14 protein-coding genes and 4 pseudogenes are annotated in these 13,585 nt (G+C 54.7%); 9 read left to right on the forward strand and 9 right to left on the reverse strand.

The annotated features are described in order from the left end of the window. Nucleotide 1: 1 nt before the first annotated feature. Nucleotides 2–306, reverse strand: a pseudogene (locus tag L8F97_RS20675) (integrase core domain-containing protein); the annotation flags it as partial. 761 nt (nucleotides 307–1,067) lie between these two features. After that, nucleotides 1,068–1,247, reverse strand: a complete 180-nt coding sequence (locus tag L8F97_RS20680) for a hypothetical protein (RefSeq protein WP_242154384.1) — start codon at nucleotides 1,245–1,247, stop codon at nucleotides 1,068–1,070. 589 nt (nucleotides 1,248–1,836) lie between these two features. Here L8F97_RS20680 and L8F97_RS20685 point away from each other — a divergent pair. Beyond that, the gene (locus L8F97_RS20685) at nucleotides 1,837–2,025 is read left to right on the forward strand and encodes a hypothetical protein (protein WP_242154386.1); all 189 of its coding nucleotides are present in this window, start codon (nucleotides 1,837–1,839) and stop codon (nucleotides 2,023–2,025) included. Nucleotides 2,026–3,805: 1,780 nt separating this feature from the next. Next, nucleotides 3,806–4,078: a hypothetical protein gene (locus tag L8F97_RS20690; RefSeq protein ID WP_242154388.1), complete on the forward strand. Its 273-nt coding sequence runs from the start codon at nucleotides 3,806–3,808 to the stop codon at nucleotides 4,076–4,078. Here L8F97_RS20690 and L8F97_RS23055 read toward each other — a convergent pair. Both L8F97_RS23055 and L8F97_RS20695 read right to left on the reverse strand, forming a co-directional pair. Next, nucleotides 4,077–4,201: pseudogene (locus L8F97_RS23055) on the reverse strand (transposase); the annotation flags it as partial. The gene L8F97_RS20690 and the pseudogene L8F97_RS23055 overlap by 2 nt on opposite strands. A 331-nt stretch (nucleotides 4,202–4,532) precedes the next feature. Next, a complete protein-coding gene (locus tag L8F97_RS20695; protein WP_242154390.1) occupies nucleotides 4,533–5,222 on the reverse strand; it encodes a site-2 protease family protein in 690 nt (229 codons plus the stop codon). 158 nt (nucleotides 5,223–5,380) lie between these two features. Between L8F97_RS20695 and L8F97_RS20700 the strand changes: the two genes are divergently transcribed. After that, on the forward strand, nucleotides 5,381–5,734 hold the full coding sequence (locus L8F97_RS20700) for a hypothetical protein (protein ID WP_242154392.1): 354 nt from the start codon (nucleotides 5,381–5,383) through the stop codon (nucleotides 5,732–5,734). A 669-nt stretch (nucleotides 5,735–6,403) separates the two neighbouring features. Here the strand turns inward: L8F97_RS20700 and L8F97_RS20705 are convergent. Then, nucleotides 6,404–6,624 (reverse strand): annotated as a pseudogene (locus L8F97_RS20705) (IS110 family transposase); the annotation flags it as partial. Nucleotides 6,625–6,981: 357 nt separating this feature from the next. On the opposite strand from L8F97_RS20705, the gene L8F97_RS23060 reads away from it, so the two are divergent. Then, nucleotides 6,982–7,278 carry a DUF4826 family protein gene (locus L8F97_RS23060; RefSeq protein ID WP_409929075.1) on the forward strand — a complete coding sequence of 99 codons (297 nt, stop codon included), beginning with the start codon at nucleotides 6,982–6,984 and terminating at the stop codon, nucleotides 7,276–7,278. Nucleotides 7,279–7,660: 382 nt separating this feature from the next. Here the strand turns inward: L8F97_RS23060 and L8F97_RS20710 are convergent, their stop codons facing one another. The 3 genes from L8F97_RS20710 to L8F97_RS20720 all read right to left on the reverse strand — a co-directional run bounded on the left by L8F97_RS20710 (nucleotide 7,661) and on the right by L8F97_RS20720 (nucleotide 9,483). Then, a complete protein-coding gene (locus L8F97_RS20710) occupies nucleotides 7,661–7,930 on the reverse strand; it encodes an HU family DNA-binding protein (RefSeq protein ID WP_242154394.1) in 270 nt (89 codons plus the stop codon). A gap of 222 nt (nucleotides 7,931–8,152) precedes the next feature. Beyond that, a complete protein-coding gene (locus tag L8F97_RS20715) occupies nucleotides 8,153–8,293 on the reverse strand; it encodes a hypothetical protein (RefSeq protein ID WP_242154396.1) in 141 nt (46 codons plus the stop codon). 416 nt (nucleotides 8,294–8,709) lie between these two features. Continuing rightward, entirely contained in the window at nucleotides 8,710–9,483 is a 774-nt protein-coding gene (locus tag L8F97_RS20720) for a GGDEF domain-containing protein (protein ID WP_242154398.1), read from the reverse strand. 1,059 nt (nucleotides 9,484–10,542) lie between these two features. Here L8F97_RS20720 and L8F97_RS20725 point away from each other — a divergent pair. The 4 genes from L8F97_RS20725 (at nucleotide 10,543) to L8F97_RS20740 (ending at nucleotide 12,539) form a co-directional block, all read left to right on the forward strand. Beyond that, on the forward strand, nucleotides 10,543–11,037 hold the full coding sequence (locus tag L8F97_RS20725) for a hypothetical protein (RefSeq protein ID WP_242154400.1): 495 nt from the start codon (nucleotides 10,543–10,545) through the stop codon (nucleotides 11,035–11,037). Between the two features lie 454 nt (nucleotides 11,038–11,491). Further along, nucleotides 11,492–11,692: a 30S ribosomal protein S21 gene (gene rpsU, locus L8F97_RS20730; RefSeq protein ID WP_242154402.1), complete on the forward strand. Its 201-nt coding sequence runs from the start codon at nucleotides 11,492–11,494 to the stop codon at nucleotides 11,690–11,692. Between the two features lie 67 nt (nucleotides 11,693–11,759). After that, nucleotides 11,760–11,963 carry a DUF5818 domain-containing protein gene (locus tag L8F97_RS20735; RefSeq protein WP_242154404.1) on the forward strand — a complete coding sequence of 68 codons (204 nt, stop codon included), beginning with the start codon at nucleotides 11,760–11,762 and terminating at the stop codon, nucleotides 11,961–11,963. A 96-nt stretch (nucleotides 11,964–12,059) separates the two neighbouring features. Continuing rightward, entirely contained in the window at nucleotides 12,060–12,539 is a 480-nt protein-coding gene (locus L8F97_RS20740) for a hypothetical protein (RefSeq protein ID WP_242154406.1), read from the forward strand. 279 nt (nucleotides 12,540–12,818) lie between these two features. Here the strand turns inward: L8F97_RS20740 and L8F97_RS20745 are convergent, their stop codons facing one another. Further along, a complete protein-coding gene (locus L8F97_RS20745) occupies nucleotides 12,819–13,148 on the reverse strand; it encodes a DMT family transporter (protein WP_242154408.1) in 330 nt (109 codons plus the stop codon). 112 nt (nucleotides 13,149–13,260) lie between these two features. Here L8F97_RS20745 and L8F97_RS20750 point away from each other — a divergent pair. Next, nucleotides 13,261–13,585 (forward strand): annotated as a pseudogene (locus L8F97_RS20750) (transposase); the annotation flags it as partial.

The following is a 13,585-nucleotide window of genomic DNA, read 5'->3' on the forward strand; positions in this document are numbered from 1 at the left end:
AGGTGTTTAGTCCCGGCATCTGGTGGATCGGACCGACGATGAACCGGTCTGGCTCTGACGTCCGATCTTGGTAATGTACTCGTAGGGTGTGAGGCCGCTAAGCGTTTTGATCTGGTGGGCGAAGGTGTAGGCAGCCATAAAGTCGGCAAGGTGTGTCCGCAGCTGGTCGTGGCTCTCGTAATACAAGCGTTTGACGGTCGCCTCCTGGATGGTGCGGTTCATCCGCTCGAGCTGACCGTTCGTCCACGGGTGGTCGGGTTTGGTAAGCCGGTGCTCGATGTCGCTCACCTCGCAGATCATGTCGAAGCACATCTGACGCGACCAAGCGGTGTTTCGGCTGCTTCCGCCAACTGCTCGCCGTTTTGTTAATCACGACGCCGTCATTCGTTTCCGCTCAGACCGTTGCCGCGTATCTGGTTCAGTCCCAATCAACCCTTTTGTATTAACCTTGCCAGCTGTGCGATCGGCTTTGACGGCTCTGCCTGACAATCCAGACTTGATGAGAGCGCACGCGAGCGTGGCGCATTGACGCGCCGGCGGTTGGCGTCCGGGTAAAAGCCGCTGCGCTTACATCCGGCCACAATGCGGGCTGCCATCAATCAGCAGTTAACAGATGCTACTGCAAGGCTCCGGCAAAGGAGCGCCGCATGCGGAACTGGATCTGGAAATTTTACGATGCCGCAGTTGTCATGGTTCTGGCGCTGTTCGGCGCCGGCATTGTGTTCACACTGACCACTGCGGTTCTACATCGGTGATCGTCTGCGAGTCCGGCATGGCAGAGTATTAAAGCTGCGGAGCCACGTACATCTTGGGCTAGCTGCGCTACGTACAATGACGTATCCGTTCAGGTTGAGACGTGTAGCCGGCGCCAGAAGGCTTTCTCTCTTTACCACCTTGAACGCTCGGGCTTCGGCTCTAGCGCCTCTTTCTGAGTTTGGCGCACAGCCGGAGCACGCTTTATCTGCCACGACGTCGACAAAGGTGAATGCATCAGGTGGATAGGTGCCAGTGAACAACGCTAGACCAGGCATAATCGTCTCAGTGTAACCGTCATCGTCGATATCCTACTATCCCGCGCCGACTTGCCCCGCTGCGATGATCTTTTCGATTTCCAGGATCCGCGTGGAATATTCACCCGCAATGGCGAGGTGCCAAATCTTCCGTGCTGTGGATATCGAGCGGTAGGCAGTTTCTAGCTCTTGTTCTTTACGATATCGTAGAAATGCGAGACGCTGTTCTTCAATCATCGAACCCTCCTTACGGAATGCGCGACCCCTGAAGCTTTCGTCTCGGAGACAAGTTGCTGATACGGGATATTACCTAATAAAATATGTAGGAAGAAATTAACTTATATTGGTTCAGCGAGCCTGAGACCGTTAGATTGTTTGCGCTGCGTTCACTCCTGCACGGCTCGGACGCTCTTTTGCGTCAACCCTCGTCGTCACCGGTGGCATCCTCAATCATCATCCGCCACCCATCCTTCGCGACCTCAGAGTGAATCGCTGCGACATCCGGACATCGCCGTCGCACCAGCTGCGGCCGATTCTCGGTTAGTGTGCGGAGCGCATGCATAATATCAGAACTGTTTCGGTATGATCGACTGGGCCTTGGGAATTGCCGTGATGACTGGAGAGTTTGGGGCTGCGCTAGATCAACGTCTCCATCCAGCACTCCGTAACACGGTCCGCGATACTTGAGCCATCAACACTTTATGGGAGCGGCTATATTCCTAGAGGCGGCAGCGACGATCGTGTTGATGCTAGTTCATTAAGTTGCTTTCTTGAAGTTATTTTTATGTTCTACTGCAGGTATGAGGCGACGGTACAGGCAGCGTTGTTGGAGCTGAGGCCGCTGACTTACAACGCCGCTCGGAACGGCCACCAGCAGACGCTGGCGGAGGCGCATGCCGCCATCGTCAAGTGGATCGTCGAGCGGCTGGGAGCGAGCGAAATTCTGGTCGCCGATCAGAGCGGCAATAACTTTGGTGATGTGATAAGGCAGAAGCCCGAAAGCGGCTCCATCTGACCTATAAGAGTACCAGCCACCCTCACCCCCCCAAAGGCGAGTGGTTAGAGCCGGACGTATGTGAACAATCCGCCCGGCTCGTTTTCAGACGCGGCTATGTGCGGTTGGCCTGCCGTACGAACGTTAGCTCGTGGCACGCGTTTATATGCAGCGGTGGTACAGGCGCAGTTGCGCCGGCCGGATGCACCAAATTAGCGGCGGATTGCACTCACTTGAGCAGGGGTAATCTTGATCGAGGTAAGCGAAAGCCAAGTGCCAAGCTCTTAGAAGCAGATCCCAGACCGGCAAGATAAGCAACTGTGCCGGTCTGGGGTAGCAACTGAACAGCGCGCCATCACTGGGGGGTGTGGAGCAGCGCGCGGGTTCTCTTTACGTAGAGGATAGTTAACGATGTGTAAAAATGCGGAAGTGAATTGCCGACCCTGATTCTCTTTCTCTCTAGCGGCAACGCTACGTCGGGGATGTGTTATTCCTATCGAACTAGGGCTGCCTTTGGGCGGCTTATTTTTCAAACGGAATAGCTGATAGTGCCGCTTCGGAACTTCGTGTTACAAGCTGATCAGCCACCGTCACTCGGACCCCAAGCTTGGTGGTTAGAGCCGGACGGGACCGCAATCTCGTCCGGCTCGTCACTCAATGCCGCGAGCTTATTGCGTCATCGTTTGCTTGTCTCAGACACTTCCTGCCTGCCATGTAGCCGTAGCAGCGCCTCATCGACCGCTCCCCGCCGCCAAGGCTCCTTGCGTCCGAGGAGAATGGCTGGGAAACTTTTCAACGAGAACCTGCCTGATGAGAGCAGCCATTGTTAGATCGCAGTATTGTGCAGCAAACTCGCGGCGCATGCGGCGGGCTAGTAAGGCATGATCTGAACCATGCCTGGTGTCCAGCCGATTGATGGCGAACCAAAAGCACGAGCCACGAACTCGCTGTCCGGCCAATGTAGTCATGAACTAAACCGGCTTACAAATCGCCTCCACTCGCGTTCGTCGGCATCAGTAAACTGGTGATCGTTAGCGCCTCCCCTGCTCTCGCCGATCGCGTCCTTTTGAGGGATAGCGATCCTGAGGTTGTCTACGCGCATCTGTGGCGCAGCAGGCCGACAGCGAGGCGTTCGCGGCAATTGATGAGGCGGAGAGCGACTGGATGGCGATCGGACGCGCTAACGTCACCACTTTAGGACAAGAGCCGCTAGTGTAAAGAAAATTGCCGATGTGATCAACGTGAGGACGGCTCCGACCAGGAAGTCATACAGCCTCCAGTACCATTTAGGCATGTGTACTCTCCGATTTATCGGTGTACTTGCCAAAAGCGCCCTTACGAGAGACTTAACAAAAAGGTGCACAAGCACGGTCTAACTCTTAACTTCAACGTGCCTTATGCGTTCGACTTACGTGCACGAACGGCTGCGGAATAGGCTGCGTATGTCAGGCGGCATCTAACCTCATCAGCCCGCAACAGAGTGCCAGTCTTGGTTGCCGGCTTCATCGAAATTGCAGCTCTGGAGTTAAGCCAGCTTCATCAAATGCTGATAAATCAGCATTTTATCACTTCACCGCAAAAAAGTTCAGCGATCTAGTGAGCACGTGCACAATAGCTTGAGTATCAAAGGGGCCTTTAAAAGGTCAGAATTCCGCCGTTTGGCGTCAGTTTTTTTCAAAGCATTGAACTTAGTGCATATTTAATTCCGCAGTGCAACAAAGCACAAGTAGCGTCATGCTGCGTTTGCTCCAATTGAAGTTTGTCAAGATGGTCTACATGTAGCTTATGTTAGGGTCGTTCCATGATGGATCAAGTCAATGAAAACCTCGTTCAAAACCTTCCGATCTGCTTCTTCTCCTATCTCGGGTACGCGACCCGCGCGAAGCGCTATGTCTCGCGGGTCTCGGGTCGCAGCGCCTCGCGCGACTATCATTCCAGCGGACATGAGGCACGAAACCGAAGTTATGCGAGCGCTGACATTAGCGTTGCCGGTTTCGATCGCTTTCTGGGCAACCTTCATAGCGGGCGTCGTTTATCTTATTTGATAAGCACATCTGCACCAGCAGCTAGGTGACTTCGATATTGCGGTGTGTCTCGGCTTAAGGTGCCGGCTCGACCGGATCCGGTTTAGGTAGTCATGGATGTAGAGCTTGAGCAGATCAGCCGGATCGTAGCCCAGGCGACCCGTTGCCTTTAGCGATACGCGAACGAACCCGGCTGTGCCAAGGTCGAACCCGTCGACGAAAGCCTTGATGAACCTGATGATTGTCCGGCTCGTTATAATCATCAGCTGCCTCAAGCAGCAGCAGAAGCTGTGAGCGGTTCGTTTCAAACAGATGCCGTGCCAGCAACAAACCATCTGTTGCGATCTACGGAAATCCTCAGGCGGGGTTCTCACACGGTCTGTCTGAGTTTCTGACGTTGCATATGTCCACTTTTTTGCGACAGCGGGATGTTCGCGCTTCGGTGGCGAACCGTCCGGCAGCTTTTGCCCGCGCGATGAGGACGGAGGTGGCGTGGTCAAAGGCTCAGGCGATCGCGCCGGCAAGCTTGAGGAATAGCTGGATCACCGCCTCGGCGGGCGGCCCGACCAGACGCTGGACAATATTGGCTTGTGGAAGCGCCATCGGAAGTAGCACCAGCAGTCCTATCATGAGCAGGAAGCCGAACCGGCCGAGCTTGGCGTATTGATAGGCCAGCCGGCGCGGCAGGATCCCTTCAACCACATGGCCGCCATCAAACGGCGGCAGCGGCAACAAGTTGAACAGCGCCAGAAAGACGTTGACGAGGAGGAAGTTTAAGAGATTGGCCAGCAGGAAGGCGGTTACACCCGACGGCGCGGAGCCGGCTACGGCCGCGCCGGCGAGCCCCAGCGCGACTGCGGAGATGGTCGCCAGCGCGAGGTTCATTCCTGGCCCCGCGAGCGCGACTAGCACCATTCCCCAGCGCGGGTTACGCAGCCGCTCAGCGTTTATCGGCACCGGCTTAGCCCAACCAAACACCGGCGCGCCCGCGATGGCTAAACCTAAGGGCAGGATGATCGTGCCGACCGGATCGACGTGACGGATAGGATTGAAGGTCAGCCGGCGTCGCTCAGAGGCAGTTGGGTCGCCCAGCCACTTCGCGACCCAGCCATGGGCGACTTCGTGGAAGACGATCGCGATCACCAAGGGGATAATCCACCCCGCGGTGCGGTAAACGATGTTGTCGTGGTTCATGGATGGAATATGGAGCGCCAGGGACGAGGGCGCCAGCGGGGCGCAGCATGCCTTGCCCCTTCGGCAATGAACCGCCCCTGCAAAGCCACGTGCAGATTTTGAAACATGCATCCTATGCCGATTTAAGCAACGCGTAAGGAGTTACTCGTAAACGCATAATGATGAGAAGCGCGGCGAAACGAACCACGGTATTCGATGCGCTTGATGAGCGCGAGGTTGAACGTAAACCAGTTCGACTTGTGGTGCAGGCTAAATCCGCACTACGCGACGATCACTCGGTTACGATGTTGAACGTCTCTAACATTGGAGCGCTGATTAGTACGTCGACGCGGTTGCCGGTCGGCTCGTTTATGACGCTCGTTATTAAGGATTCGATGACTTACGGGGCATGGATCGTCTGGTGCGGCTGTGGCTTTGCAGGCCTTAGCTTTGCCAACCCATTACCAGATGCTGTGGTAGATCACCTGACCGAGCTTGGTCGGCGACGACACTCGATTGTTCCCAAGCAATAGGCCAATCGTTGAAGCGCATGCCTCGCGGACAGCGGCCGTCGTTAGTCGGCCACCCAAATCTATAGCTGCCTTCGCCGCATCTCAGCCAAAGCAAAACTGTTGAGCGGGCTGTTGACCAAATCGCGGAATATGTCGTGTAGATCCAAGAGGTCTTCTGCTGGCAGCGCGGCGATTGAAGCTTCGATTTCGTTTAGGGTCTTTATAGCACGCGCGCCGCGATCAGCCCGCCACTTAGGTCGATTCCTCTGCATCCGACGCCGGTAGCATGGAGACTCACAGGACTGAACTCATTTGAGCGGCGGACACGCATCGGCGTGTTGAACCGCCAAAAGTGGGGGTCTGCGGATTGGGCGCTTCTATCGCGGCCTGAGTCAACAGGCAGACGTCACTCTCCGCCGCCGCGAGAGCGCCGGTCGTGAAGGATTGGCAGGCGGCGAAGTGCAGATACTGTTTCCTGCCCAGCTCAATGTCGCCACACTGGATTCGTGCCTCTCTCCGGGGTCGGCACGTAGCCCCATGATGGAGTAAGAAAGGCGGCATGAGTTCATCTTTGGACGCCCTTGCTGCTGGCAGCGGGGCTGCAGCCATTACGATCTCACGTCACCTTCGTCCCCGTGAGGACCTCTTTTTGCCGAGGCAGAACCGTAAAAGCTCCTTTATGAAATCGTATCAGACGACGACCACGGTGCCGGGTTCGCTGCCCCAGCGGAAGGCGGTGCCGTTTGTCCGCATGCGATGGAAGACGACGGCCAGACGGCGACAATGGCGCGACGCATGCCCCGGCGCTTTGCGATCTTCATCGCCTAGGCCTTGAGCCACGAGCAATGCTGGCTCTTGGTGATCAGTGTCTACGCCGCTTCGTACAATATCGTTCGCAGCATGGTGTCGCCGGACATAAAATGCCGCCATTACCTTGGCGTTGATGTCGAAGATGCTTTCACCTTGGCACAAGGACTGAAATCTGACCCGATACCGGCTTCTCGCGCCTGCGGCGAGCCAGATTGTTGGGCACGAAAGCGGCCCTTCTGCAGTCGCCCAACCTCAGTCATGCCATGCCGTATTTTTGCACTTTTCATTTGCGGACATGCATTGCAGCGCTAATTTGCGGTCGGGCTTCGACGCGGTCGGTGCGGGCAGCTTTTCACGAAGCTGTTTGGCGGGTTCGCGTCTCGCCATGGGTTAGGCTACCGACCAGTAGACCACATTAGGGTCTTGCTGACGGCTCTGGGTCATGAGAGCGTCGGGTGATGCTTAATGACCTTGCCGAGGGAGAGGACGACGCTTGGTGCGTCGGGCAACGTCAACAGGTTCTCTCATATTTGGCCGACGAAGGTAGCCAGTCTCCTACTGTGGGAGACTGGCCTGCGCGGCATGTTACGCTGATTATTTGGATTTCGGCTGTTAATAGTGTTGAACAGCCCGGTTGGTTCGGCTGGTGGGTCATCTCCGGCGACTTTCCTACCGATTACATCGCGTGTGGAAGCGAGCGCCGCCCACGCCAAGCTCTCCGCGATATCACTCTGCGGCGGCAAGAAGCGGCTTAGAAATGGCAGAGGGTGAGCTCGCTGGTGGCTGGAGCCTGCGTAATCCTCGTCAGGAGAGGGAGTTAGCGCCGTAGCTTGCAGCTCGGGCCAAGTTGTTTCAAATCGCGGCAGACGACAGCAACTGAGAAGAATAGCTGCCTGTCGCAGAAACCACTTGTCGTCTTTCAGCTACGAGACAAACGATCAGAAGACGAGGCCGGAAGAGAATCTTTCGGCCCCGTCCAACCGCCTTAAACGACTGCTCGCTTCGGTTGGCTTGGGATTTTGACTGGCGCGATACCACTCAAGCAGCAAGCGCTCCATGCGTTGAGCGTTTCCACAGGTCAGTGGATGCTCTACGCCCGAGTGTACCCGGCAGCCGCCCGAAGTCGCCACGTTGATATCAGAGCTTGTCCTTCAGCCCCTTGGCTGGCGTGAATGCCACCTTTTTCGATGCCGCGATGGTGATCGCCTCACCATTTGACGGATTGCGGCCCTGACGCTCCGGACGATCCTTTACGGTAAACTTGCCGAACCCCGGGATGGAAACTTCCTCTCCTTTCGCTGCGGCATTCGCGATCTGGTCGAATACGGCCGTAATCGCCTTTTTCGCGTCAGCGTCGGTCGAGCCAGTCGCCTCTGCGACGCCTTTGGTCAGATCGGCAATGTTCATAATCTTTGTACTCCCTTTGAAAAAACTGGCGGGACTTTACCGATAGCCGGTGCTTACGCAATCGACGTGCTGGTCGGCGTAGTCCGTTTCCATCCCGCATGGCATGGGAATGCCGCAGCGGCCTGCACGAACCCTAAAGTTAGCGCATATGAGCGTTGCCCCCGGCTTATCGTAAGGCAGCACCCACACCTGATCGGCGTATCTCATACGAATTTGCACTCATCAGAACCGACGACGTTTCTCTACAGCCGAGCTGGTGATGCTCCAAGGCTGATCGCCGAGTTTGTTCCATGCCTCGCAGCAATGATCGACGATGATGTCATTGGATGTAAAGATGCAGTTGGGCAGCACGTTGCCGGTCATGTGCCATCCAGCCTCATCTATGAGCATCACGATATAGGCGCAGGGTGCGAGGGCAAGTGCGGTCTATGCCAGGCCCAGCGTCATTGTTTAGGCGTTGCAAAAACACAGGAGCAGACCCGCGCTATGCCTTCGGCGGGACAGATCGCGCTACGAATGTAGGCTGACTTGGGCGTTGCTCCTTGAGCGCCGAAGCCGCGCACGGCGACGCTCCCAGCTACGTGTGATGATGCCCGTAGGGAGACATCTCCAGATTGTTTACTGATCCACGCGATCTAACCAACGTGGGCTCCGTCCTATACTAAACCCCTATAAATATCCTTCAGGAGACCGGATCGGACTTTGCCACCGCGGCGGCATCGCCCCTATTTGAACGCCTGCATCACAAATTCATCTGGGATGGTAAGCATAGGTTCGGATTAGCTTTCTCGGGGTACAGGACTCACTTTGGGTGTTACCGCCCTACCCGAGCACAACGGGCAGTCTACATGTGTCCTTGGCTTATTGCGGTACATCGCTAGATCTGCGTTCTGTAGCAAGATGTTGGGGTTATCTTGAGCGTTCATCGAAGTGGCACTACCCACCGAAGCGCCAATACTGACCCTACCGGTCGTCAGCTGGATCGGCTCACTTATATACTCAATAATTTGGTCTGTAATAAACGTTAAACTTTTGTCAGTCGACATAGTTATGATGAAGCCAAATTCGTCTCCGCCGAGTCGACCAACAATCCCGCCTACATCAGCGCAAATTCTCTGTAGGCGCTCGGATATCGCTTTAAGAACGGTGTCTCCTGCCGCATGACCATGTGCATCGTTGACTGCCTTGAAACCATCAAGGTCCACAAGAAGAAATGCTATGCTTATCCCCTGCGAACTCTGAAGATACTCCATCAATGCTAATCTGTTTGGAAGTCCAGTGAGGTAATCTCGACGAGCAGCATCATGGGCCACCTGTTCTCGAACAACAGATTGCCCCAACAACGCACGTAACTGCCATTCACGGCGAACGAACATAACGAGCGCCACAGCGAGGAATATCAGGCACGCTCCGGCAAAATCATCCAGCCGAAACCGCATGCCATAATGAAGTTTTATGCGCACATAATCAAGCCAGCCGGTCTTGACACTAATGACGGCAAGGATCGCAGCAATGAACAGCGCCCATACGTCTTCAGCTGAGAATTTTCTCATCGTTGGTTCCGCACATGTATAATCTACCTATTAACCCGGTCGGACTGATGATTGACTCCACAGGACCTTAAGGGTGAATGAACATAATGTCCGGTTTGAGCTTCGCTCGATATAGCAGCAGTTATTAGCAGTGCTTGCATAGGTTAGATACTCCCGAATGCTGGCTCGCTGTTTCAACCCTGATCGCGGCTGCCACCCTCTAGTAAACTTGCAGATTGGGCCCAGAACGCAATTACGTGCTCGAAGCGTTCGGACCTTCCTTTCGCTCTCATCTCCGCCTTTGACTGTTGCATCACACCTTAGCTTTTCCGCCCCTGCGAGCTCATGCTTGAAGCCGTGGCGGCTAAACGGCCACGGCCGGAACTCTGTAAAGCTGCCATGCACCCAACAGTACTCATCATCTTTGCCTGTGCGACCATACTAGCACGCGCAATTTGCGCCAAATTGTCGGTCAACCACAACCGAGTGTCATCTAGCGCAAGCATTGCGCAGGCTACTTGCGAACGTGAAGCCAACACCGCTCGCACCACGACAGCCAGGTTGGCGATAACCAAGGCCTGATCCTGCGTACACCGCCTTGAACAACCGCGTTGTTTAGCGTTGTTTAGCGTTGTTTAGCGTTGTTTAGCGTTGTTTAGCGTTGTTTAGCGTTGTTTAGCGTTGTTTAGCGTTGTTTAGCGTTGTTGTTGCAGACATATACTCCTGCGGCAACAACGTTTACGCCTCTATGACTTCTGGAAGTCTTGCAGGATTCATTATTTGTACAATATGTGACATAAGACATCTGCCTAAATATCACCGGATATTCGCAAGGAAACGCATCTTGATGGCAAAGAGCAAGATTAGCTCTCGGCGTCCCAGTCCAACTCGCTAACCAAGTTCCAAAAACAAGGAACGTAACGTCGCAGCCCCCTTCTTCTACGGCTAAATTGGCGCCTAGCGGAGAAGGGCCGCCTCCATGCAATATTTCACTATTACTCGCCATTCGGACGTGTTTAAGGCTTGAACACCTGGTCCACAGGAGCATGATGATACCGATTTCGCTTAAGACAGACAACGTTGTACCGGCACATCCTGCGCGTTGCATCAAATGGCGAAATGGTGATTTGTAGCCTGTCCAACGATGACGATTCGGAGAAGAAGATGCTTGGGCTTTTGATTTTAATGGCAGCGCAGAGCGCTGTTGCCGAAGACCAGGCGCAATTTGATAAAGCGTGGACACAACGCCCCCCAACTCAAACCGAGTGGCCTTTTTCGAAGGCGCTTGCGTATGATCTTTACGAGTGGAGCCAAGCTCAGTTTGCGCTAGGGTATTGCTCGAAATTTACCACCGACGCAGAGCAGATGCGGGCTTTTCCGAACGAGCAAGAGTTGACACTGAGCCGTCTTGGTCATGGTTTGATTACAACCGCGCATGCGAGCTTTGAAAAGGGGGTGGAATTTCAAAAAGAAATAAAACCAACTTCCACGATTTGTCAGAACCAGCTAGCAATTCGCGGAAATACATTAAAGTCTATTATGGCACGAAATTCACGTAAAAATCTACAAAAGTAATATCGCTATTCGCTGTTTTCGCCTTTTTAAATGCAAGTAGTATTTGCCCAAGCTTTAACAAGTAGACTCGCCCGCAAGCCACACATACGCATTAGTCACGCTAAAGGATGATTTTCTCGCCGTTAACGTCAACGTTGGTAAAACCAAATTGATCTCAATACAACCTATAGCATAAGCTACTACGATACTGCTATGAATGTGCTTGATTTCAGGACCTTCGCCCAACGCTATAAAAAGGTTTGGGATTTTCTAATGTTTATGATGTTTCCCTCGCGCGAAATCTATGAGACATCATTGATGGCGGACACGTAAGCAACTGTCGCGCTGAAGGTACGCATCTAAGGAGGATCGCTGCCTCGGCTTTGCAACGCATCATGCATTGCTTCGCCTTGGCATCGCTGCCTGCCTGACCTACAGAGCTGCATCGCCCTGGCCACAACCTCGAAAGCCACTTATGCAGATCATCGTCCGTGACAACAATGTCGATCAGGCGTTGCGCGCACTTAAGAAGAAGCTGCAGCGAGAAGGCGTGTACCGGGAGATGAAACTTCGCCGTCATTATGAAAAGCCGTCTGAACGCCGCGCGCGCGAACGCGCAGCGGCAATCAGCCGGGCGCGCAAAGCCGATCGCAAACGCTTAGAGCGGGATCGCTGATCATCAATCTGCCGTGCGGTGGATAAGGACGGCCCGAACGCAGGTTCAAATTTTTGCCGAGATCAACATGCTAGTAATAGGATCACGAGTAGATGAGATCGGTACGCTGATCGGTGACGGTGCAGCCTTCTACCTGCGTCGGGATCGTGGTGGCCGCTATGCGCTTGAGCTGCATCGTACACCAGTTGATCTCATCGAAAAGCGGGTTCGGCTCGTCGGCACGTTGGTCGGACCCGATATAGTCAACGCCCATGGCGTCACACCTGCCTGAGCGCGGAAGGATTTGACCACTGGCAACTCACCGCAGATTTGATTCAGCCTGACTCAAGCACTTTGCGCTTTGGTCAATCTTCGGCATTGTCGTTTTATGGAATACAATATCGCGCATGCCTGCGGTCATGAGCAGGCCCATTATCTCTCCGGTTTTGCCAGTCAGATGGCTCGCAAGGCAGCTTGGCTGAAAACAACGAAGTGCAAGAGCTGCTTCGTCGCCGAGAAACGCGCGGAACAAGCCGACGTGATCGCTGGCGCCAGCGCTGCGATTGCGCACCTTGATCTGCCACTGCTGTCCGGGAGCGATCAACAGGCGGCGTGGGCTTCGACTATCCGGGCTAAGCGTCTCGCGGCAATCATCGCTACGATCCCACCAGCTGGTTCCAGTGATTACCGCGCCTGCTGCGTCATCACGGACGCCAAATGGTGGATCGACCACCGTGACCTTAATGACACAGACCTCCTCGCCAAAGCGGGAGCGGCCGCTTCCGCCACCTGCACTGAACCATCGATTATGATCCTTGGTGGATCAGTTTGCGTTGATCTTGCCCCTATTTCGCCCGATACTTTTTAGCAGTTGTTGAACCCATTGCATCGATGATGAAGGCGGCTTGGACGAACTCACCATTCCAGCACGTGAACTCAAGGCCGTCCGAGCACCAGCGCAGATTTAAACGAATGGCTACGACAACGCCGGCTTGGCAGTAGTCAGGTCACTCGGGCCGCACCTGCACAAAGCTCCAGCGGGGCAGTCGCGCACCGCTGAAGCAGGAGCAGCAAGCACATTTTCATCCTACTTGCAGCTGGCGCGATAGACGCCAAGTCCAGTGGACCAGCAGCTTTCGACGCAGGCTCAGTGCCCGTTGGTGCCCGAGAACACGTTCATTACAATAACACCGCAAATTATTAAGCCCATGCCTGCGAGCGCGCCCGTATCAAGTTTTTGCCCCTGAACGACCCACGCGATTGCAGCGACGAGGACGATCCCGATGCCGGACCAAATGGCATATGCCACCCCGGTTGGAATGGTCCTGAGAGCAAGCGACATGGAGTAAAATGTGATTATGGAGCCTCCAATCATGATTAGTGACGGAACGAGACGCGTGAAGCCCTCTGACTGTTTTAAGAACGCTGTGGCAATCACTTCGCTGATAATTGCAACGGCAAGGAAAAAATAGCTCATTTGCCTAGATTAAGCAGACTGAAGGCTAAGGGCAACGCCGGCTCTGGAACAGAGATCTTGCTAGGCTCAGGACCTTTTAAATCGCGCGCGGGGATGTTGATCGGTTGGTTCAATGGTGGCGCAAGGAGGCGCTACTAAGAGTGATCTGATCTGGTTGTCGGAGGCGCAGATGCGCCGCATCGAACCGTATTTCCCATTATCGCACGAGGTGCCTTGGGTTGATGATCGTCGGATCATCAGCGGGATCATCTACGCTTCAGGAACGGTCTGCGCTGGCGCGACGCCCCTGCCGAGTACCGGCCGCCAAAGACGATCTACAATCGTTTCATCCGTTGGAGCCGGCTTGGTGTGTTCAACAAGATCTTCGCCGGCCTCGCGGCGAAGGACGCAAGCCCGACCAGTTGATGATCGACGCCACGCATTTAAGGCCTACCAGA

The sequence above is a fragment of the Sphingomonas sp. BAUL-RG-20F-R05-02 genome (genome assembly GCF_022662305.1).
Classification (GTDB): domain Bacteria; phylum Pseudomonadota; class Alphaproteobacteria; order Sphingomonadales; family Sphingomonadaceae; genus Sphingomonas.